The 19,504-nt window shown below is 60.0% G+C and carries 21 protein-coding genes and 1 pseudogene; 8 read left to right on the top strand and 14 right to left on the bottom strand.

All coding sequences use genetic code 11. From position 1 onward, the window contains the following. The 6 genes from ACFFAR_RS04920 to ACFFAR_RS04895 form a co-directional block, all read left to right on the top strand. A partial coding sequence (locus tag ACFFAR_RS04920) for a helicase-related protein (RefSeq protein WP_174362642.1) occupies positions 1-533 on the top strand: 533 nt, incomplete at its 5' end. A 286-nt stretch (positions 534-819) separates the two neighbouring features. Next, positions 820-1,368, top strand: coding sequence for an iron transporter (locus tag ACFFAR_RS04915; protein ID WP_062000911.1), 549 nt, complete (start codon positions 820-822; stop codon positions 1,366-1,368). A 95-nt stretch (positions 1,369-1,463) separates the two neighbouring features. Further along, entirely contained in the window at positions 1,464-1,811 is a 348-nt protein-coding gene (locus ACFFAR_RS04910) for a cupredoxin domain-containing protein (RefSeq protein ID WP_062167031.1), read from the top strand. A gap of 35 nt (positions 1,812-1,846) precedes the next feature. Further along, positions 1,847-2,692, top strand: a complete 846-nt coding sequence (locus ACFFAR_RS04905; RefSeq protein ID WP_174362641.1) for an FTR1 family protein — start codon at positions 1,847-1,849, stop codon at positions 2,690-2,692. Next, a complete protein-coding gene (locus ACFFAR_RS04900; RefSeq protein WP_174362640.1) occupies positions 2,689-4,098 on the top strand; it encodes a 4Fe-4S binding protein in 1,410 nt (469 codons plus the stop codon). Before ACFFAR_RS04905 ends, ACFFAR_RS04900 begins: the two co-directional genes overlap by 4 nt. Positions 4,099-4,138: 40 nt before the next feature. Then, positions 4,139-4,552, top strand: coding sequence for a heme-binding protein (locus tag ACFFAR_RS04895; RefSeq protein WP_061999794.1), 414 nt, complete (start codon positions 4,139-4,141; stop codon positions 4,550-4,552). Between the two features lie 269 nt (positions 4,553-4,821). Here ACFFAR_RS04895 and hemP read toward each other — a convergent pair whose 3' ends face one another. The 4 genes from hemP to ACFFAR_RS04875 form a co-directional block, all read right to left on the bottom strand. After that, entirely contained in the window at positions 4,822-5,079 is a 258-nt protein-coding gene (gene hemP / locus ACFFAR_RS04890; RefSeq protein ID WP_061999793.1) for a hemin uptake protein HemP, read from the bottom strand. Positions 5,080-5,207: 128 nt separating this feature from the next. After that, positions 5,208-5,702, bottom strand: coding sequence for an SRPBCC family protein (locus ACFFAR_RS04885; protein ID WP_075359891.1), 495 nt, complete (start codon positions 5,700-5,702; stop codon positions 5,208-5,210). A 48-nt stretch (positions 5,703-5,750) separates the two neighbouring features. Next, complete coding sequence (locus ACFFAR_RS04880; protein ID WP_174362639.1) at positions 5,751-6,164, bottom strand: OsmC family protein; 414 nt, start codon at positions 6,162-6,164, stop codon at positions 5,751-5,753. 134 nt (positions 6,165-6,298) lie between these two features. Beyond that, on the bottom strand, positions 6,299-7,171 hold the full coding sequence (locus ACFFAR_RS04875; protein ID WP_174362638.1) for a pirin family protein: 873 nt from the start codon (positions 7,169-7,171) through the stop codon (positions 6,299-6,301). 163 nt (positions 7,172-7,334) lie between these two features. Here ACFFAR_RS04875 and ACFFAR_RS04870 point away from each other — a divergent pair, with 163 nt between their 5' ends. Further along, positions 7,335-8,297, top strand: a complete 963-nt coding sequence (locus ACFFAR_RS04870; RefSeq protein ID WP_062170144.1) for a LysR family transcriptional regulator — start codon at positions 7,335-7,337, stop codon at positions 8,295-8,297. A gap of 332 nt (positions 8,298-8,629) precedes the next feature. On the opposite strand, the gene ACFFAR_RS04865 is transcribed toward ACFFAR_RS04870, so the two are convergent. The 9 genes from ACFFAR_RS04865 to ACFFAR_RS04825 form a co-directional block, all read right to left on the bottom strand. Beyond that, complete coding sequence (locus ACFFAR_RS04865; RefSeq protein WP_062170142.1) at positions 8,630-9,055, bottom strand: biopolymer transporter ExbD; 426 nt, start codon at positions 9,053-9,055, stop codon at positions 8,630-8,632. A gap of 12 nt (positions 9,056-9,067) precedes the next feature. Then, positions 9,068-9,841: a MotA/TolQ/ExbB proton channel family protein gene (locus tag ACFFAR_RS04860; RefSeq protein ID WP_061999787.1), complete on the bottom strand. Its 774-nt coding sequence runs from the start codon at positions 9,839-9,841 to the stop codon at positions 9,068-9,070. A gap of 63 nt (positions 9,842-9,904) precedes the next feature. After that, entirely contained in the window at positions 9,905-10,663 is a 759-nt protein-coding gene (locus ACFFAR_RS04855) for a TonB family protein (protein ID WP_174362637.1), read from the bottom strand. A gap of 299 nt (positions 10,664-10,962) precedes the next feature. Further along, positions 10,963-11,199, bottom strand: a complete 237-nt coding sequence (locus ACFFAR_RS04850; RefSeq protein ID WP_061999785.1) for a bacterioferritin-associated ferredoxin — start codon at positions 11,197-11,199, stop codon at positions 10,963-10,965. 255 nt (positions 11,200-11,454) lie between these two features. Beyond that, positions 11,455-12,357 carry a glutamate racemase gene (gene murI / locus ACFFAR_RS04845; RefSeq protein ID WP_174362636.1) on the bottom strand — a complete coding sequence of 301 codons (903 nt, stop codon included), beginning with the start codon at positions 12,355-12,357 and terminating at the stop codon, positions 11,455-11,457. 13 nt (positions 12,358-12,370) lie between these two features. After that, positions 12,371-12,847, bottom strand: a complete 477-nt coding sequence (gene bfr / locus ACFFAR_RS04840) for a bacterioferritin (RefSeq protein WP_061999783.1) — start codon at positions 12,845-12,847, stop codon at positions 12,371-12,373. A gap of 224 nt (positions 12,848-13,071) precedes the next feature. After that, positions 13,072-14,607: a fumarate hydratase gene (locus ACFFAR_RS04835; RefSeq protein ID WP_375507581.1), complete on the bottom strand. Its 1,536-nt coding sequence runs from the start codon at positions 14,605-14,607 to the stop codon at positions 13,072-13,074. Between the two features lie 113 nt (positions 14,608-14,720). Beyond that, positions 14,721-15,299: a TIGR00645 family protein gene (locus ACFFAR_RS04830; protein ID WP_061999781.1), complete on the bottom strand. Its 579-nt coding sequence runs from the start codon at positions 15,297-15,299 to the stop codon at positions 14,721-14,723. A gap of 173 nt (positions 15,300-15,472) precedes the next feature. Beyond that, the gene (locus ACFFAR_RS04825; protein ID WP_062170134.1) at positions 15,473-16,393 is read right to left on the bottom strand and encodes a DMT family transporter; all 921 of its coding nucleotides are present in this window, start codon (positions 16,391-16,393) and stop codon (positions 15,473-15,475) included. A 426-nt stretch (positions 16,394-16,819) separates the two neighbouring features. On the opposite strand from ACFFAR_RS04825, the gene acs reads away from it, so the two are divergent. Further along, entirely contained in the window at positions 16,820-18,802 is a 1,983-nt protein-coding gene (gene acs / locus ACFFAR_RS04820) for an acetate--CoA ligase (protein WP_075359884.1), read from the top strand. 189 nt (positions 18,803-18,991) lie between these two features. On the opposite strand, the pseudogene ACFFAR_RS04815 reads toward acs, so the two are convergent. Then, positions 18,992-19,504, bottom strand: a pseudogene (locus ACFFAR_RS04815) (hypothetical protein); the annotation flags it as partial.

Below are 19,504 nucleotides of genomic sequence, written 5' to 3'. Positions count from 1 at the left end.
TCGATGTGCTCGTCGGGATCAACTTGCTGCGGGAGGGGCTGGATATTCCGGAAGTGTCATTGGTCGCGATTCTCGACGCCGACAAGGAAGGTTTCCTGCGTGCCGAGCGCTCGCTGATTCAGACGATCGGCCGGGCTGCCCGGAATGTGAACGGCAAGGCGATCCTTTACGGCGACAACATCACGGATTCCATGAAACGCGCGATTGGCGAGACGGAACGCCGGCGCACGAAGCAGATCGCGCACAACCTCGCGATGGGCATTACGCCGCGCGGCGTGACGAAGCGGATCAAGGACATCATCGACGGCGTGTACAACGTCGACGACGCTCGCGCCGAGCTGAAGGAAGCGCAGACGCGTGCGAAGTTCGAGGACATGTCGGAAAAGCAGATTTCGAAAGAAATCAAGCGCCTCGAAAAGCAGATGATGGATCACGCGAAAAACCTCGAATTCGAGAAAGCGGCGCAGACGCGCGACCAACTGTCGCTGCTGCGTCAGCGTGTTTTCGGCGCGAACGTGAGCGACCATCCATAAGCTGATGTGGCAACGCAGTATCTGGCAGCGGGCCCCGAGCCCGCTGTTTTTATGTGGACAACCCATGCTGGAGAACGCCGAAAACCCTTGTTGCCATGAGGCTTTGTTTCGCGGTGTCGAATTGTTAGCCATTTCGATCGGTGCTAAACTTCCCAATCATTGAGAATGGTTCGTATTAACTTTCGGATCGAGTTCTCATCCGGGATTTCTTATGCCAGCGCTGGGGCGTTGGCGAAACAACCGTGTCGGATCGGACGCATCGATCAATAACAACAAGGAGTTACGGATGAAGGTTTCAACTTTGGTACGCGGCTCGGTGGCTGCGGTCGCTTTTGCGGCAATGGCGTCGGCATCGGCAGCGGAGTATCCGATCGGCAAGCAGAACGTCCAGAACGGCATCGAAGTCGGCGCCGTTTATCTGCAGCCGATCACGATGGAACCGGAAGGCATGATGCGCAAGGCATCAGACTCGGACATTCACCTCGAAGCCGACATCCACGCGGTGAAGAACAACCCGACCGGCTTTGCGGAAGGCGACTGGATGCCTTACCTGCAAGTCACGTACGAACTGACCAAGGTTGGCACGACACAAAGCATCAAGGGCGACCTGATGGCCATGGTTGCGAACGACGGCCCGCACTACGGCGACAACGTGAAGCTCTTCGGCCCGGGCAAATATCACTTGAAACTCAACATTGCGCCGCCGATGCAAACCGGCCACATGGCGTTCGGCCGTCACGTCGACAAGGAAACCGGCGTGGGTCCGTGGTTCAAGCCGTACACGATCGAGTATGACTTCCCGTTCGCCGGTATCGGCAAGAAGGGTGGTTATTAAACACTGAAGCGGTCGTGAAGTTGGACTCAGGTGTCCGGCGCAACAGGTGCAATTGATCTGCACGTTGTGCCGGACGCCGCAGCCAGGATGGATGCATGAAACGTAAATACAGATTGATCGCGGCGTCGCTCGCGATCACTGCAGGCTGGTTTGCAAGCGCGGCTTCAGCGCAAGCGGCCGATCTCCCGACTTTCAAGCTGGAGCTGAATGACGGCAAGCTGAATCCCGCGCGTATCGAAGTTCCCGCGGGCGTGCGCTTCAAGATCGAAGTCCACAACGTCGGCAAGGGCGCGGCAGAGTTCGAGAGTATCCAGTTGCGCAAGGAAAAAGTGCTCGCGCCGGGCGCCGACTCGTTTGTCGTGATCGCGCCGCTGGACAAGGGCGAATACAAGTTCTTCGATGATTTCCATCAGTCGGCGCAAGGCGTCATCGTTGCGAAGTAGTGGTTGCATCGGCTAGTTAAGCGGGAGAGAAGGTAATGGGTCAGGTTCTTTTCATCGTGTGGCGGGAGAGCGTCGAGGCGCTGCTGGTCGTGGGCATCCTGTACGCATGGCTGAAAAATGGCGACGCCGACGCGCGTCGCGGCATTCCCTATTTGTGGGCCGGCGTGGTTGTCGGCTTGCTGGCCGCCGTTGCGCTGGGCGCGGCGCTGGTGGGTTTCACGGAAGTGCTCTCCGGCGATGCGCAGGATTATTTCCAGACCGGCATGGTTCTCGTGGCGTGCGTGCTGATCGTGCAGATGGTGCTGTGGATGAAGCACCACGGGCGTTCAATGAAACGCGACATGGAAGCGTCGCTGCAGAAGAGCAAACAGGACGCGAACTGGTGGGGCGTGACGCTGCTGGTCGCGCTCGCGATTGCGCGCGAAGGCAGCGAGACGGTGATTTTTCTTTACGGCCTGGGTTTCGGCCAGTCGGGTCACGTCGATTCAATGCAATATCTTGCTGTCGTGATCGGTCTTGGACTGGCGTTCCTCACGTTCTATCTGCTGCAGCTTGGCGGCAAGATCTTCTCGTGGCGGCTCTTTTTCCGCGTGACTGAAATCATGCTGCTGTTTCTCGCGGCCGGCCTGTTCGAGAGCGGCGTGGACAAGCTGATCGACAAGGAAATCCTGCCCGTCGTGGTGAACCAGGTCTGGAATTCGTCCTGGCTTCTCGATGACTCCAGCACCTTCGGCTCACTGGTCGCGACGCTCACGGGTTATCGCGCGCATCCGGCCGGCATGAATTTGATTGCGTACGCGGTCTACTGGGCCGTGATCTTCCTGCTGCTGCGCCGCTCGAAGAACCGTATGGCGCAAAAACCGGCGAGACGCCCAGCATGAGCGATGTCCTGAATCGGCCCGGCCGGCTTCAACAGGCCGGGCAATGGATGCAACAGCACGGCAGCATAATCCGCGCAATTCAGTGGGTTGTGGTGCTGTTCTATGCATTCCTGATTCTGGTTCCTGCCGTCATGCCGTTACCCGACAACACGGCGCACATCTGGAACAACCTGACGGTCGCGGCCCAGTTCGTGTTCTGGGGAATCTGGTGGCCGTTCGTGCTGTTGTCCATGGTGATGCTCGGCCGCGTCTGGTGCGGCGTTCTGTGTCCTGAAGGGGCGCTGACGGAGTTCGCGAGCAAGTTTGGACGAGGCTGGGCAATCCCGCGCTGGTTGCGCTGGGGCGGCTGGCCGTTCGTCGCGTTTGGCATCACGACCATCTACGGCCAGATGGTCAGCGTTTATCAATATCCGAAAGCCGTCCTGCTGGTGCTCGGCGGATCGACCCTCGGCGCGATGATCATCGGCGTGTTGTATGGGCGCGAGAAGCGCGTCTGGTGCAAGTACCTGTGCCCGGTGAACGGCGTGTTTTCGTTGCTGGCGCGGCTTGCGCCGTTCCACTTCAAGGTCAACGAGGACGCGTGGCGCAAGTCGTATAAAGAGGGTGAGCACGGGCATCGGGTGATTCCGGTGAACTGCGCGCCGCTCGTGCCGCTGCGCGCCATGAAGGGTGCGTCGGACTGCCATATGTGCGGGCGATGCAGCGGTCATCGCGATGCAATTGCGCTGACGTGGCGCTCGCCGTCGTCGGAGATCGTCAAACTCGGCGATAAACAAGCCAACCCCTGGGACACGGCGCTGGTGCTGTACGGCTTGCTGGGCATCGCGATTGGCGCGTTCCACTGGAGCGTCAGTCCGTGGTTCATCCAGTTGAAGCAGATCTTCGCGGGCTGGCTGATCGATCACAACATTCTCTGGCCGCTCGATACCAACGCGCCCTGGTTCCTCTTCACGCATTACCCCGAGCAAAACGACGTGTTCTCGTGGCTCGACGGCAGCATGGTGATTGGTTATATCGTGGTGACGGGTCTGGTTTATGGCACGGCGCTGCTCGGGTTGCTTGCAGCCGGCACGCGCATGCTCGGCGGGTTCGAGTTCACTCGATTGCATCATCTGACGCAGGCACTGATTCCCGTGGCCGGCGTGGGCGTGTTTCTGGGTTTGTCGGCGACGACGGTTTCGTTGTTGCGCGCCGAGCACGTGCCGCTCTGGTGGGTCGCGGACCTGCGCCTGGGGTTGCTCGGCGTTGCGAATCTGTGGAGCGGGTGGCTGGCCTGGCGGGTTATCGGAAGGTACGTTCCCGGCCGCGTGATGTCGCGTGGCGTTGCCGCGATGCTGTGGTTCGTCGCGGCGCTCGCCGTTGTCGATAGTGCGTGGTACCTGATGTTCTGGGGCTTCTCGCGGTAACCTTGCGGGTATTCACAACTACAACCCTGGAGGTGACTCAATGAGAACGAAACCTGTATTGACCGATGAAGACGTAAAGATCATCGCGGCCGCCGCTGAAGCGCATGCGCTTGCGAACAAGTGGAACGTGACGATTGCTGTCGTCGATGACGGCGGTCACCTGCTGCATCTTCACCGGCTTGAGGGCGCGGGTCCGAGCACGGCCGAAATGGCGACGGGCAAGGCGCGCACGGCGGCAGTCGGCCGGCGAGAAACGAAGCTCTACGAAGACATGATCAAACAGGGTCGCGTAGCGTTCCTGAGCGCGCACATGACCGCAATGCTCGAGGGCGGCGTGCCGATCCTGGTCGGCGCGGACATCGTTGGCGCGGTTGGCGTTTCGGGCGTGAAGTCGGATCAGGATGCTGCGGTGGCGAAGGCGGGTATCGCGGCGCTGGGTCTCGAAAGCGTCTGACCGGAAGGTCTTGCGTTCATCGCGCTGAAGCTGATAAAAAAAAGCACGTTTTCATTGCGAAAACGTGCTTTTTGTCTTGTTGACCGTGCTTTTGCCAAGCACTCGCTGGGAACCAAAAAAAAGCGGCTTCGCTGGCTATCGACGACTGGCTGGTGTTTGCACGAAGGGGTCTAAATTCTCGCGTGCAAGCCGTCGTGGCTGGCTAGTGCCAAACACCTCTCGAAGAGGTGGTCCCCACAATACTCGGTACTGAAATTCGGTTCTGCGTGTTACTTCGTGAGAATCAGCTTGCCCAGGCGCGTGGCGCGCAACTGATACGTCTCACCGTTATGCATGATGCTGATATGACTCTGTCCTTGAAGCAACGCGTCGCTGCGCAGCGTGCGTTCGCCGCTCTCGGTGGGAACAGCCGATGCCGGGCGCGCCGTTGTCACCGCCGCCGTGCGCGGCCGGGCGATGGTCGCAGCAGCGGAACGCTCGACTGGGCGACGCAGCCGAAGCGTGTTGGAGCGCAGGATGTCGGTCATGTCGAGGAGTCCGTTCGTTGAGTCGATAGAGTAATCTTAATGATAACCATTCTTATTTGCAACAACGATGTCTTCATCGATTTTACGTTTCGATAGTCAACGGTTTTCTATCGAAACGTCGTGCAGTTTTAATGCAGCGGCCCTGCGAGTTTGTTGCCGTGCGCGAACTGACGAATCAGCCTGACGGTATCGATATCCGCTTCCCTGTATGCCGACTTCACGATCTCCTGCGTTTGCAGCGCGTCAGGGCTGGCGCTGGGATCATCGGCGACGGGCAAGGTGGTGGCGTACGTGAAACGCAGGAATAGCTGCAGCTCGTCCGGCTGTTCAATCGCCATGGTCAGCGAGCCACCTACATGTTCCTCCGTCGGCAGGATGTCGTAGCGCACGCTGCTTTCGGGAATCAGCGTCACGCGATCGCGCACGCGCGCCTGGCCGTAATGCAGTTCACGTTCGATCACATCGCCTTCACGCGACAGGATTGCGCAGCGATCCAGGCCGATCACGAACAGTTGCGGCTGTTCTGCGCGCAGCACGAGCCCTTGCCACACCTGTTCGCGCGTCATTGCTTCCACGAACGGATTGAGCGGATCGTTGATCTGGATAAGGTGTTCGAAATTCAAAACGACGGTTTCCTTGAGATGATCGTTGAATGAATGGATCGCATGCTTTCAAAGAGGCGTGAGCCCGGAGTTGATCGCGATCGAACCGGAGAGGATCTTGTGCACGGGGCACGCATTCGCAATCTGCAAAAGGCGTTCCCGTTGAGTGCTGTCCAGCTCGCCCGTCAATTTGATCTGGCGGTCGATCACCGTGGCTTCCGGCGGCGTGGACTGATAGGTGAGGGTGACGTGAACGGCTTGCAGCGGCCAGCCCTTGTGCTTCGCGTACATCTTCAGCGTGATCGTCGTGCATGCGCCCAGGCTCGAGAGCAAAAGACCGTGCGGAGTCGGACCGGTATCGGCGCCGCCGTGCGATGCCGGTTCGTCGCCGAGCCATTCATGCGTGCCGTCGCTCAATGCAACCTGAAAATCCTCGGCGCCGATACTGGCGCTGACAACCGGCGACACAAACTTATCGGACATGCGGTACTCCGGGTGGGTGGGACAAAGCGCCGTCTGACAATTGGACACAAGAAAACGGCGCGGCATGAAGGACTATTGTGACGCAAATAGTGTCCTTCGTGCCGCGCCGCTGAAACAGAGGCCTGGTCGGTCGATCAGTGGTTGATTGCGCCCATTCTTCCTGCCTGATAGTCCACAACGGCCTGACGGATCTCGTCTTCTGTGTTCATCACGAACGGACCATAGCGCACGACCGGCTCTTTCAGCGGCACACCACCAAGCAGCAGCAATTCGAGGGGCTCATCGCCGGCAGTGAAGCTGACCGTTTCGCCATCGTTGGCGAAGACGATCATCTGGCGCGCCTTGATCGGCTGTTTACCGGAGCCGTAGAAGCCATCGCCCGATAACGCATAACCGAACACGCGGAAATCCTTCGGCACGGGCTGCACGACCGATGCCCCCGGTTGCAGCGAGAAATGCTGATAAAGAATGGGTGTCCGGATTTCGATAGCCGCCTTCACGCCCAGCGCTTCGCCCGCGATCACCTTCACGCGCGCACGCCCGTCCTCGCTCACGCCGACCGGAATGCTCGCCGATGAAATCTCCTGATAATGCGGCGGAATCATCTTGTCGCGCTTCGGCAGATTCACCCAGAGTTGCAGCCCGTGCACGCGGCCCCCGGTGCGCGTGAACTCCGGATCGGGCATTTCGCTATGAACGACGCCGGAGCCCGCGGTCATCCATTGCACATCGCCTTGACGCAGCGTGCCCGAATGGCCCGCCGAATCCTTGTGCCCGAACTGGCCTTCAAGCACGTATGTAACGGTCTCGAATCCGCGATGCGGATGGTCAGGCGCGCCTTTGGCCTCGCCCGGCGCGTAATCGACGGGGCCCATTTCATCCAGGAGCAGGAACGGATCGAAGTCCATCAAGAGCCGCGTGGGAAATGGCCGATGCACGACAAAACCGCCGCCCTCCACCGTGCGAAGCGCGGGAATAGTGCGTTCAATACTGCGTGTGGTGTCCATTTTTGTCCTCACTTTGACCGGTCCGGATAGGGCGCCAGCCAGTGATTAGCGCCAAATTTAAAACATGGAGCTATTATATGGATCGTATTCCGGGGAAAAAGCCATCCATCCGCAATGGATTGTCCCACCACTGAAACAACCAGAACATCGATCCCGCGCTCGCATGAAACCTGATTCGCACGACCTCAATGATCTGATGTACTTCTCGTACGTGGTCGAGCACGGCGGGTTTTCGGCGGCCGAACGCGTGCTGGGCATTTCGAAGTCACGGTTGTCGCGGCGTGTATCGGAGCTGGAAACATCGCTTGGCGTGCGGCTGATGCAGCGGTCCACCCGCAAGCTCGCGCTGACTGAAGCCGGGCAATTGTTCTATCAGCATTGCAAGGGCATGCTCGCCGAGGCGCAAGCAGCTGTCGATATCGTTCATAGTCTTCGGGATTCACCGCGCGGCAGTGTGCGTGTAAGCGTGCCGGTGACGATTGCGCAGACGTTTTTGTCGGCGGTGATTCCGGATTTTTTGCATCGATACCCCGAAGTTCGCGTCGTCATGAGCGTGACGAATCGCGTGATAGACCTGTTCGAAGATCCCGTCGATGTCGCCCTGCGCGTGCGCTCCGAGCCGCCGGTCAATTCGACCATAGTCGCGCGGCCGTTGTGGCGCACGGAGCAGATGCTGGTTGCTGCGCCGTCGCTGCTCAAGCCCAATGCGCCGCCGCTCGCGCCATCGGAACTGGCGCAATTCGATACCATCGATGTCCCGTCGAGCGACGGTCGGCATGTGTTTCGGATGATCGCGCCCGATGGCACGCGCCATGAGTTCGAACACGAGCCGCGCCTGGTCACGGCGGATCTGGGCATGATCCGAGAAGCCGTGCTGCGCGGTGTGGGTATCGCGGCGTTGCCGGAGATGTTGTACGGCGCTGCGCTGCGCACGGGCCAGATGTCGCCCGTCATGCCGGGCTGGACGTTCCCGACGCCGCAGTTGTACGCGGTGTTCTTGTCGCGCCAGGGAATGGTCCCGGCGATTCGCGCGTTCGTCGACTTTCTAGTGGAGTCAATCAACGACGGCGATCGCTTCCCGGGAGAATGTCCTCTCCCGGTTGAGGCCGCTCACGAAACAGTGTGACTAAACGCTGCGCCGCTGCAAGTTTCTGACATTGAAGCGTGCACTTGCGATGCAGAGATTCAATCGGCGCTTGCTTGAACGGGGCGTAGCGCGGCGCTATATTGAAATCTCTTCGCTAAGGAGCTGCTTATGCGAAAACTCACGGCCACTTTTATAGTAGGCCTGATAGGGCTAATCGCGCTGTCCGTGTCGAGCACGGCTGTCGCATGTGGCGATGCTGCGGGATCGGGCTACTCGACCCCAAAGTAACCGCTAGCCCGAATGTGCCGCGCGCACACAAAAAAAGGCCTTCATCATCGCGATGAAGGCCTTTTACTTTGGGCTCTCAAGACTTACTTCGCGCCCGCTTTCGGCTCGGTCACAAAACCAATCTTCGATAACCCGCCGCCTTGGGCGGCCGACATCACATCGGCAACCCGCTCATACGGCACCTTGCGGTCCGCGCGCAAACGCAATTCCGGCTGCGGCGTCTGTTTCGATGCATCGGCGATTCGCGCTTGCAGGGCGTTATCATCGACTTTTTCATCGTTCCACAGTACCGTGCCGTCCGCTTCCACGGCGACATCGACGTGTGCCGGCTTGGTGTCCTGCGGCTGGCTGCTCGCCTTGGGCAAATCGATTTTCACCGCGTGATTGATCGCGGGAATCGTGACAAGAAAGATGATCAGCAAAACCAGCATGACGTCGACGAGCGGCGTCATGTTGATCTCGCTCATCATGCCGTCGTCCTCGTCGCTGGAGAAAGGGCTCATGGCCATGACGACGTCCCCTTAGCTCACACGCGATGCAGGCTTGACGGCCGACGGCGTGCCTGCAGCGTTTTGCGTAGCGAGGCGCAAACCATCGCCGCGCTTGCTCGAAGCCAGCTTCGTACCCGTCACGAAGAACGCATGCAGGCCGTGCGCAAAGCGGTTCAGCTTCGTCACGATTGCCTTGTTCCAGCGCGTCAATGCGTTATAACCGAGCACCGCCGGAATCGCGACGAACAGGCCGAACGCCGTCATGATCAGCGATTCGCCAACCGGTCCCGCGACCTGGTCGATCGACGTCTGTCCTGTCGCGCCGATGGTCAGCAGCGCGTGATAGATACCCCACACCGTGCCGAACAATCCGACGAACGGCGCGGTACTGCCAATCGATGCCAGCACGGCAAGCCCTGCCTGCATGCGGCCGACGCCTTCGTCCATGGTGTCTTTCAGGCAGCGCGTGATCCAGTCCGACACATCCATGCGGTCGTGCAGATGCGGTTGCGTCTGGTGATGATGGTCGGCCGCGTCCTGGCCGGAGAGGGCGAGCGCGAGGAACGGGTTGTCCTGTGTCTTGGCCGAATGGTTGCTGAGCTTCTTGATGCCATCGGCGAAATCGTCGGAATGCCAGAAGGCCTGTTCCGCGTTCTTGGTCAGGCGCTTCAGGCGCAGCACGTTCAAACCCTTCACCACGATCACGGTCCACGACAGCACCGACATGATCGCCAGCGCAAGCGCGATACCCCGCGTGACGAAATCCCCTTGTTCCCAGACGTGGGCCAAACCGTAGCTTTGCATTGCAGTTCCTGTAGATATCTAAAAATTAGGTCGAATTCTTGTGTTCTTGCGGGCGTACGTGCGCTAGTCGTTCAGCCCGAAGACGAACGGCTGGGAATAGGCGGCGCGGATCGCCTCGCCGTTTTCCTTGTACGGCTTGCAGGCGCTCGAGCGCATGGCGTCGAGTGCGGCGTCATCGAGCCGTGACGAACCGCTGCTCTTCTTCAGTTCGATGTTCTCGATCTTTCCTGTCAGCCCCACGACGAACTTCACCACCGCTGTACCCGATTCCCCTCTACGCCGCGAAAGCGCCGGATATTCCGGCATCGCGATGTTGCATTCGAGATGGGCGACGTCCTTTGGCGCGTTGAGCGACATCGTCGGACGGCCGATAGCCGGCGCGGCCGCGGCTGGCGCTGCAGGAGCCGGCGGCGCGGGTGGCGACGGCGTCGCTTCGGGCGCTGCCGCTGCAACCGTTGAAGGCGCGGTGGTTTCCGGCAGCGGCGTCGGTGCAGCTTTTACGCGCGGCTGGACGGTTGGCTTCAGTTTGGGCGTCGGCTTGGGTGGAACCGGTTTCGGAGGCGGAGGCACGGGCGTCGACTGGATGGCTGCGGGCGCGGCAACAGGCTGCGGCGGCGCGGCGCTGATCAGTTCGGCGCTAATCGTCTTCGATTCGACGGGGCGCGGCGGCGGCTCGTTGCGCATGGTCAGCGCGATCGCGAGCAGGCCGATGTGAATTCCGACGACAGCAACGCCCGCTGCGATGACGCGTGGGTTGATCGGCGAGTTGTCCGTGGTTGCGGAGCCGAAGGCGCTGCCCGGCGTGAGGGAGGAAGACGGCATATCAGCGTGGTTGCACGGCCGCGAAGCCGTACGAACAGCGAAAGCCCATGCAGCATGTAGAACTGGAGGACTTCATTTTCGGAAGATGAGCAGAGAAATAAACAGCGTGGCCACAAAACCGATCAGCAGTTCCATCGTTCCCTCCTTGAATGGGGGTTGGCGTGCTGGCTTGATGTGACCTGGCTTGCGAGCGGAAAACGGAGATTCCCGGTATTGCACATGATCCACGCTTCACGGCCGGGGGCCGTGTTTCGTGACGCTTCGTCTGAAGACCGCTAGTACGAGGGCTTGCGGCGCCCCTATGCGGCTTTGCGTTCGTAGAACGTCAGCGGCACGGCCTGATGCTGGTCGCCGCGAACTCCGCAATGCGACGCGCATCCGCTTTCCAGCATCACATCACGCACGCTTTCTTCACACTTGCCGCAACACATGGCAACGCCCAGTTCGAATTGCAGTTCGTCGAAGGTGGAAGCGCCGTCGGCGATGGAAGCGCGAATTTTTCTGTCAGAAACTGATTTGCATACACAGACGATCATGGTCAACCGCGATAGCTAACGTTAATGCGAATTATTATCATTCCTTATGCGAGGGTTGGCAATAGGGTGCGTTGGTTTTTTTGGACGCTCGGACGAGACGTATAAGGGACGGGTCGGAGAGCCTTGATGGACGGGGCTTGTGCTTGCTGACAGCGCGGTGAAACCGCATGCCCGGGAGGGTTTTATCGAGTTGGATAAGGTCAATTTCTGCGAATTCTGCTGCCGGCAGTGACGTTGCGTCGCACTTGCGAGCGCTCAGGCCCTGCCGGATTCCAGCGCTCGGGTGCGGCGGGACGCAATGACGACCTGCTCGACATCGATATCGAGACCCAGCAGCGACGCCACCAGTTTCTGCTGCATCCGGCCGTCGTTGGTGGAGCAAAAGCGTGGTGCATGCGCATCGCGCGAGGGCGCCGCGCGCATGCCGTGCAGATCCAGCTGCCGTTCGAGTTGCCGCGCGATCGCAACGCTCGTGTCGATCAACGCAAGGCGGTCGCCCGCGATAGAGCGGATGGCCTGATCCAGGAAAGGGTAGTGCGTGCAGCCGAGCACGAGCGTGTCGGCGTTGGCATCGAGCATGGGCTGGATGTAGCTTCTCAGCAGCTCGATCAACTCAGGCGAGTCGATATCGCACCGTTCCACTGCCTGAACGAGCCCATGGCCCGGCTGAAGGATGAAACGGCAATCGGTTGAGTGACGCTCGGCCAGTGCCTGGAAGCGTGCGCTGCGCAAGGTGACCGCGGTCGCAAGCACACCGGCCACGCGCGTCTGTGACATCAGCGCGGCGGGCTTAATGCCCGGTTCCACGCCGATCATGGGGATGGGCAGCCGCTCGCGCGCCTGGGCGATGGACTGCGCCGTCGCCGTATTGCATGCGACGACGAGCGCCTTCGCACCCTGCGCAATCAGCCATTCGCCTATAGCCAGCGTCCGATCGGCTATGAAGTCATCATCGCGTTCACCGTACGGGGCGTAAAGCGAATCGGCGACGTAGATCAACTGTTCGTCCGGCAGCGCTGCGCGCACGGCGCGCAACACGGACAAACCGCCGAGGCCCGAATCGAAAATGCCGACCGGTGCATTTACGCCGAGCGAGCTCACGCCTGACGCGCTGGCATCGATCGATTCTAAAGAAGAACGAATTGCGTCGAGAGGCATTGCAGCGGCTGTTTTACTCGTTTTCGCCCATCATGGTCTGCTGATAGTTCTGGATGCCAACCTTGGCTACCAGATCGATCTGCGTTTCCAGCCAGTCGATATGTTCTTCGGTGTCATCGAGGATCTTGACGAAGATTTCGCGCGAGATGAAATCGCGAACCGACTCGCAATACGCAATGGCTTCCTTGCACGTGCTTTGCGAAATCTGTTCCAGCTTCAAATCGCACTGCAGGATTTCGAGCGTCTCTTCGCCGATCAACAGCTTGTGCAGGTCTTGCAGGTTCGGCAGGCCATCAAGCATGAAAATGCGCTGGATCAGCCAGTCGGCATGCTTCATCTCGCCGATGGATTCATCGTACTCATGCTTGCCGAGCTTCTCCAGGCCCCAGTGCTTGTACATGCGGGCGTGGAGGAAGTACTGGTTGATCGCCGTCAGTTCGTTCTTCAACTGCAGGTTCAGGTATTCGATCGCTTTTACGTCGCCTTTCATCGTGTTTCCTCGTGGGGCGTTATAGCCTTTTAAACATAACCGCTCGAGTTTAAAAAGCCAATATGAAAAATGGTGTTTTTCCCGTTATTCGCCGGGTTTAACGTTCATGCGCCAGGTGAATGAGAATGACAACAGTTCTCTTCACAGCGTCCTCAAAATGCAAGAGCCGGGCACGAGGCCCGGCTCTTATCGCTTCCGATTACTGGGGTAGGAGTTTAAACCCTCTACGCCGTTGCGACCGGAATTTTACCTATTTTTGCCTGCCATTCTTTGGGTCCCGTCTGATGCACGGACGTACCGGTTGAATCGACGGCGACCGTCACCGGCATATCCTGCACATCGAACTCATAAATGGCTTCCATGCCGAGGTCTTCGAACGCGATGACCTTCGCGCCGCGAATCGCCTTCGACACCAGATACGCCGCGCCGCCCACGGCCATCATGTACGCGGCCTTGTGTTTCTTGATCGCCTCGATGGCCGTCGGGCCGCGCTCGGCCTTGCCGATCATCGAGATCAATCCGGTCTGCGACAACATCATGTCGGTGAACTTGTCCATGCGTGTAGCGGTGGTCGGACCCGCCGGGCCGACGACTTCTTCACGCACCGGATCGACCGGACCGACGTAATAGATCACGCGGTTCGTGAAGTCGACCGGCAACTTTTCGCCCTTGGCGAGCATGTCCGAGATGCGTTTGTGCGCGGCGTCGCGGCCGGTCAGCATCTTGCCCGAGAGCAGCAGCGTCTGGCCCGGCTTCCATGCGGCGACTTGTTCCTTCGTCAGCGTGTTCAGGTCCACGCGCTGGCTCGTCTCCGTGTTCGCGACCCATTCGACTTTCGGCCATGCATCCAGTGACGGCGTTTCGAGCTTCGCGACGCCCGAACCATCGAGCGTGAAATGTGCGTGACGCGTCGCGGCGCAGTTCGGAATGATCGCGATGGGTTTCGATGCAGCGTGCGTTGGCGCGGCCATGATCTTCACGTCGAGCACGGTGGCGAGGCCGCCGAGACCCTGGGCGCCGATACCCAGGGCATTCACTTTCTCATGCAACTCGACGCGCAGTTCTTCGATCCAGTCCTTCGGGCCGCGTGCAATGACGTCCTGGATATCGATGGCGTCCATCAGCGATTCCTTCGCCATGACCATCGCCTTCTCGGCCGTGCCGCCGATGCCGATTCCCAGCATGCCGGGAGGGCACCAGCCGGCGCCCATCAGCGGCACGGTCTTCAGCACCCAGTCCACGATGGAATCCGACGGGTTCAGCATCGCGAACTTCGTCTTGTTTTCCGAGCCGCCGCCTTTGGCCGCGATCTGGACATCGACCTTGTCGCCGGGAACGATCTCGTAGTGGATCACGGCCGGCGTGTTGTCTTTCGTGTTCTTGCGCGCGCCTTCGGGCGGGCTCACGATCGACGCGCGCAGCACGTTGTCCGGGTTCAGGTAACCGCGGCGCACGCCTTCGTTGATCATGTCGGTGACGCCCATGGTGGCCGAACCTGACTCACTCGCCCACTGCACGTCCATGCCGACCTTCACGAACACCGTGACGATGCCCGTGTCCTGGCAAATCGGACGATGGCCTTCGGCGCACATGCGGCTGTTCGTCAGGATCTGCGCGATGGCGTCCTTCGCGGCCGGACTCTCCTCGAGTTCGTACGCGCGGCCGAGCGCCTGGATGTAGTCGAGCGGATGGTAAAAGCTGATGTGCTGCAGCGAATCCGCAATGCTCTGGATCAGGTCTTCCTGCTTGATGATGGTCATGGCTTGAACGTTGTGGGGACGGGCTAGATTGGGACTTTTTTTGGAAACTTCATCGTGACGTTTTGGTGCTTTCAGCGGCGCTTTGATTGGCGTCCGATCGATGCTGCTTCGACTTATTCGTGTGCCTTTGCAGGCGCTTCATGAAAGTGCTCAGGATGCGTGTGCGTGGTCAGGCGGTCGACCCACGCCATGATCAGCGCGGATGCAAGGAACGCGATGTGGATCAGCACTTGCCACATCACCGCGTGTTCCGAGTACTGGTCCGGATTGATGAACGTCTTCAGCAAGTGGATCGACGAAATGCTGATCAGCGCCATCGACAGTTTGACTTTCAGCACGCCGGCATTCACGTGATCGAGCCACTCGGGCTGATCGGGGTGACCTTCCACGCCGAGCCGTGAGACGAACGTCTCATAACCGCCGACAATCACCATGATCAGCAGGTTCGAGATCATCACTACATCGATCAGGCCGAGCACGACCAGCATGATGTTGGTTTCGTCGAGCGTCGTCATGTGGGTGACGAGGTGCCAGACTTCCTTCAGGAACAGCACCACGTAGACCGCTTGCGCCACGATCAGGCCCAGGTACAACGGGACCTGGAGCCAGCGGCTCATGAAAATGACGACGGGGAGCGGCTTCATCGGACGCCGGGGTAAAGGGGTGCCGGGGATGTTCGGGGATGCGGACATGAGCGGTGCCGGGTCGGTGAATGAAATGATCGGATCAGTAATGGGGTCCGGTCGGAGGCGTTGGACGCGCGAACAGCGGGCTCGTGGTCAGAACCAGCGCTAAAAACCAGAAAAGTCCGACATTGTAGCGCGATGAAGCGACCGGCCTGCGGGTCATCCCTAGGCGGGAGCCGTCAGGAAGTCATCGGCGGCGTGGTCTTCGTTTTCAGGCTCGCAAGCACGATCCCCGCGACCACGCAGGCGAGCGCGATACCGTGCGCGGCCGTCGGACGTTCGCCCAGGAACACGATGCCGTAAAGCGCCGCTGCGATCGGCAGAAGTCCGGAGAAGACGCCGGCCAGACTGCCATCGACGTGACGGATGCCTTTCATCCACAGCCAGAACGAAAAGATGCTCGCCGACAACCCGTACCACAGCACGAGGGTCCAGACGCTCAGGGTGACGCTCGCGTAGTCGAAGCTGAGAAGCGCCGAAAAGCCCAGCGGCAGCATCAGCAGGAAACCAAAGAAATGCGTGTAGGCGCAGATATCGATGGCCGGAAGCGTCTGTGTCAGGCGCCGCGAGAGGATCACGTAGAACGATTCGCAGCAGACCGCGCCGAGCACCATCAGGTTGCCGATGAGCGAGCCGTCCGAATGTGCGCGACCCGCTTCATGTGCGCCCCCCGCGCCGCCCGTGCTCTGTGCGACGTTGATCACGACCACGCCGGCGATTGCGAGCGCGATGGAAATCAGCGCGCGCCCGTTCGGACGTTCCTTGAGAAACAACCAGGAGAACACCGCGACGACCGCCGGAATGGTGCTCGTGATCACGCCCGCCGCGACGGCGCTCGTACGCTGCACGCCATTGAGCATCAGGAGCGTGAACATGAAGGTGCCGAACAATGCTTGCAGGAACAGGTTCGCCCATTCGCCGCGCTGAACCTTTCGCATTTTCGACGGACGCAGCAGCGGCCAGAGCACTGCCATCGCGATCACGAAGCGCAGCAGCGCGAACAGCGGGACGGGGATGAAAGCGACGATCGACTTGCCGACGCCGACATTGCTGCCGACCAGCAGCATGGCCGCGATGAGATAGAGCGCGTAACGATTCAAGCTGGAATCCGGACGACGAGTTCAGTTAACATGCTTATTGCCTTGGCTCTGGCAGCGCTCGCTTGCAAAGGGCATCATTGTATTGGCGCGCGGCGAGGGCGCATTGTAAAAGCGCTGGCAAGTACGTGTATACCCCGTGGCCTTTGATTGCAGTGCGTAAGTAGCGGGTAAGCCGCGGAGCTTATCTTCGCCGGTGAAGCATTCGCAAGGTAAGGATTGAACCTGAATGCGCGCATGCTGCGCTGCATCGTAAGTGACCGAACCGAAGAACCTGACGAACAGGCCGCGACCATGTTGCATGGGATTGGAGACATGGCATCACGCTTCGCACCGCGTCTGCCGCTCGCGCCTGCAAAAACATAGCGGCTTCTGAGCCATGCTCGGAAGCCGCAGATTCCAGAATCACCATCAAAGAAGAGGTTGTCGATGTCCGCGATTGAATCCGTACTCCAGGAACGCCGTATTTTCCCGCCATCGGCCAAAGCGTCCGAAGGCGCCGCGATTTCCGGCATGGACGCATACAAGGCTTTGACGTCCGAGGCCGAACGCGATTACGAAGGTTTCTGGGCGCGTCTCGCGCGCGAAACGCTCAGTTGGCACAAGCCGTTCACAACGGTTCTCGATGAATCCAATCCGCCGTTCTACAAGTGGTTCGAGGATGGCGAGATCAATGCGTCGTACAACTGCATCGACCGGCATGTGGAAGCGGGCAACGGCGAGAAGCGCGCGATCATTTTCGAAGCCGATGACGGCACTGTCACGAACGTTACGTATCAGGACCTGCTGCAGCGCGTGAGCCGCTTTGCCAACGCGCTGAAAAAGCGCGGCGTGAAGAAGGGCGACCGCGTGGTGATCTACATGCCGATGTCCATTGAAGGCGTTGTCGCGATGCAGGCCTGCGCGCGTATCGGTGCGACGCATTCGGTGGTGTTCGGCGGGTTTTCATCGAAGTCGCTTAACGAACGGCTCGTTGACGTGGGCGCCGTTGCGCTCATCACCGCCGACGAACAGATGCGCGGCGGCAAGGCGCTGCCACTGAAGAGCATCGCCGACGAAGCCATCGCCGCCGGCGGCTGCGATGCGGTCAAGAGCGTGATCGTGTACAAGCGCACCGGCGGCAAGACGCAATGGCACGAAGGCCGCGACGTGTGGATGCACGAACTCGTCGAGAATGAGTCCGACAAGTGTGAACCGGAATGGGTCAGCGCCGAACATCCGCTGTTCATCTTGTACACGTCCGGTTCCACGGGCAAACCGAAGGGCGTGCAGCACAGCACCGGCGGTTTCCTGCTGTGGGCTGCGCAAACCATGAAGTGGACCTTCGACGCCAAGCCCGACGACATCTTCTGGTGTACGGCGGATATCGGCTGGATCACCGGGCATAGCTACATTGCCTACGGACCGACGGCGATCGGTGCGACCCAGGTCGTGTTCGAAGGCGTGCCCACGTATCCGCATGCCGGGCGCTTCTGGGACATGATCGCGAAGCACAAGGTCACGATCTTCTACACCGCGCCGACCGCCATCCGTTCGCTGATCAAGGCCGCGGAAGCCGACTCCAAGATCCATCCGAAAAGCTTCGATCTGTCGACGCTGCGCATTCTCGGCACCGTCGGCGAGCCGATCAATCCGGAAGCGTGGATGTGGTATCACGAAAACGTAGGCGGCGGGAAATGTCCTGTCGTCGATACCTGGTGGCAGACCGAAACCGGCGGCCACATGATCACGCCGTTGCCGGGCGCGACGCCGCTCGTGCCGGGTTCGTGCACGCTGCCGTTGCCGGGCATCATGGCCGCTGTCGTCGATGAAACCGGTCAGGACGTGCCGAACGGGCAGGGCGGGATTCTGGTGATCAAGCGGCCCTGGCCGTCGGCATTGCGCACGGTCTGGGGCGATCCGGAACGCTTCAAGAAGAGCTACTTCCCCGAAGAACTCGGCGGCGCGTTGTATCTCGCAGGCGATGGCGCCGTGCGCGACAAGGACACCGGCTACTTCACCATCATGGGCCGTATCGATGACGTGCTGAACGTGTCTGGGCATCGGCTTGGGACCATGGAGATCGAGTCGGCGCTGGTATCGAATCCGATCGTGGCGGAAGCGGCCGTCGTGGGTCGTCCCGACGATACAACCGGCGAAGCCGTCTGCGCGTTTGTCGTGTTGAAACGCTCGCGTCCGGAAGGCGATGAAGCGAAGCAAATCGCCAATGAACTGCGCGCGTGGGTGGCGAAGGAAATTGGTCCGATCGCAAAACCGAAGGACATCCGGTTCGGCGAAAACCTTCCGAAGACGCGTTCGGGCAAGATCATGCGGCGCCTGCTGCGGTCCCTGGCGAAAGGCGAGGAAATCACGCAGGATGTCTCGACGCTGGAAAATCCCGCGATCCTCGATCAACTCGGCGAAGCGCGTTAACCGGTCACGCCATGCATCGGGATTGGGTGCGCATTGGCCGCGCGAAATGTGCCGGTTAGGCGCGTTTCACGCGGCCAATTGCTGGTCGAGTCGGCTTTCACATGGCGCGGCCTACCTAAAGCGCTTTCTGACAGCTTGCCGCTTGTCCCGCCAAACTGTTGAGAAGCTGCGGCCTCCGGCTGCCACAATTCAGGCGTGCAGCGTTACCTGCACGCCCTGCTGAACCAGCAGTTCGGTAGGTGCGCTCGAGTGCTCGTACACGCCGTATGTGATGCCGCCGACTTGCGCGGTCTCATGCAGTTGCCACTCGCCGTCAGCTATCCCTGCAACGTGGGCGTTCGACAGATCCACGCTATCGCCTTCCATGCCCCGTACCAGCATTTGTTGCTTGCCGTCGTTCCTGAACATATCGTGTTCCCCCAGGTTCAAGACGTCGACCAGTGAAAGCTTAAGCGTATTGTGCTGGCCGCCCAGATCGATGACTTCAATGCCGGAGATCTTGGCTGCTGCTGTTTTCCCGGTAAGTGATGTCAGGTCGATAAGTTGATGGTCACCCGCGAGGTTCAGTGTGTCGGCGCCGGAAGCGCTGCCCTGGATATGCGCCGTGCTTGCGTTGAAATACGTTGCCGGATCACCTGATAACACCACCGCGTGGCCGCTCGCCGTAAGTCCAGCAGTTTCGTGTTCTCCAACGGTTACCGG

Source organism: uncultured Caballeronia sp. (assembly GCF_964243625.1).
Taxonomy (GTDB): Bacteria; Pseudomonadota; Gammaproteobacteria; order Burkholderiales; family Burkholderiaceae; genus Caballeronia.
The sequence above is the reverse complement of the archived record's forward strand: the minus strand, read 5'-3'. Positions and strand labels throughout refer to the sequence as shown.

Coding starts and splice junctions, on each gene's coding strand:
- ACFFAR_RS04855 (WP_174362637.1), bottom strand. CDS start 10,663: ATGCCGTCTTCCTCCCTCACGCCGGGCAGCGCCTTCGGCTCCGCAACC.
- murI (WP_174362636.1), bottom strand. CDS start 12,357: ATGCCTCTCGACGCAATTCGTTCTTCTTTAGAATCGATCGATGCCAGC.
- ACFFAR_RS04830 (WP_061999781.1), bottom strand. CDS start 15,299: ATGTCCGCATCCCCGAACATCCCCGGCACCCCTTTACCCCGGCGTCCG.
- ACFFAR_RS04865 (WP_062170142.1), bottom strand. CDS start 9,055: ATGGCCATGAGCCCTTTCTCCAGCGACGAGGACGACGGCATGATGAGC.
- ACFFAR_RS04905 (WP_174362641.1), top strand. CDS start 1,847: ATGGGTCAGGTTCTTTTCATCGTGTGGCGGGAGAGCGTCGAGGCGCTG.
- ACFFAR_RS04900 (WP_174362640.1), top strand. CDS start 2,689: ATGAGCGATGTCCTGAATCGGCCCGGCCGGCTTCAACAGGCCGGGCAA.
- acs (WP_075359884.1), top strand. CDS start 16,820: ATGTCCGCGATTGAATCCGTACTCCAGGAACGCCGTATTTTCCCGCCA.
- ACFFAR_RS04835 (WP_375507581.1), bottom strand. CDS start 14,607: ATGACCATCATCAAGCAGGAAGACCTGATCCAGAGCATTGCGGATTCG.
- ACFFAR_RS04850 (WP_061999785.1), bottom strand. CDS start 11,199: ATGATCGTCTGTGTATGCAAATCAGTTTCTGACAGAAAAATTCGCGCT.
- ACFFAR_RS04875 (WP_174362638.1), bottom strand. CDS start 7,171: ATGGACACCACACGCAGTATTGAACGCACTATTCCCGCGCTTCGCACG.
- ACFFAR_RS04895 (WP_061999794.1), top strand. CDS start 4,139: ATGAGAACGAAACCTGTATTGACCGATGAAGACGTAAAGATCATCGCG.
- hemP (WP_061999793.1), bottom strand. CDS start 5,079: ATGACCGACATCCTGCGCTCCAACACGCTTCGGCTGCGTCGCCCAGTC.
- ACFFAR_RS04860 (WP_061999787.1), bottom strand. CDS start 9,841: ATGCAAAGCTACGGTTTGGCCCACGTCTGGGAACAAGGGGATTTCGTC.
- ACFFAR_RS04870 (WP_062170144.1), top strand. CDS start 7,335: ATGAAACCTGATTCGCACGACCTCAATGATCTGATGTACTTCTCGTAC.
- ACFFAR_RS04910 (WP_062167031.1), top strand. CDS start 1,464: ATGAAACGTAAATACAGATTGATCGCGGCGTCGCTCGCGATCACTGCA.
- ACFFAR_RS04880 (WP_174362639.1), bottom strand. CDS start 6,164: ATGTCCGATAAGTTTGTGTCGCCGGTTGTCAGCGCCAGTATCGGCGCC.
- ACFFAR_RS04915 (WP_062000911.1), top strand. CDS start 820: ATGAAGGTTTCAACTTTGGTACGCGGCTCGGTGGCTGCGGTCGCTTTT.
- bfr (WP_061999783.1), bottom strand. CDS start 12,847: ATGAAAGGCGACGTAAAAGCGATCGAATACCTGAACCTGCAGTTGAAG.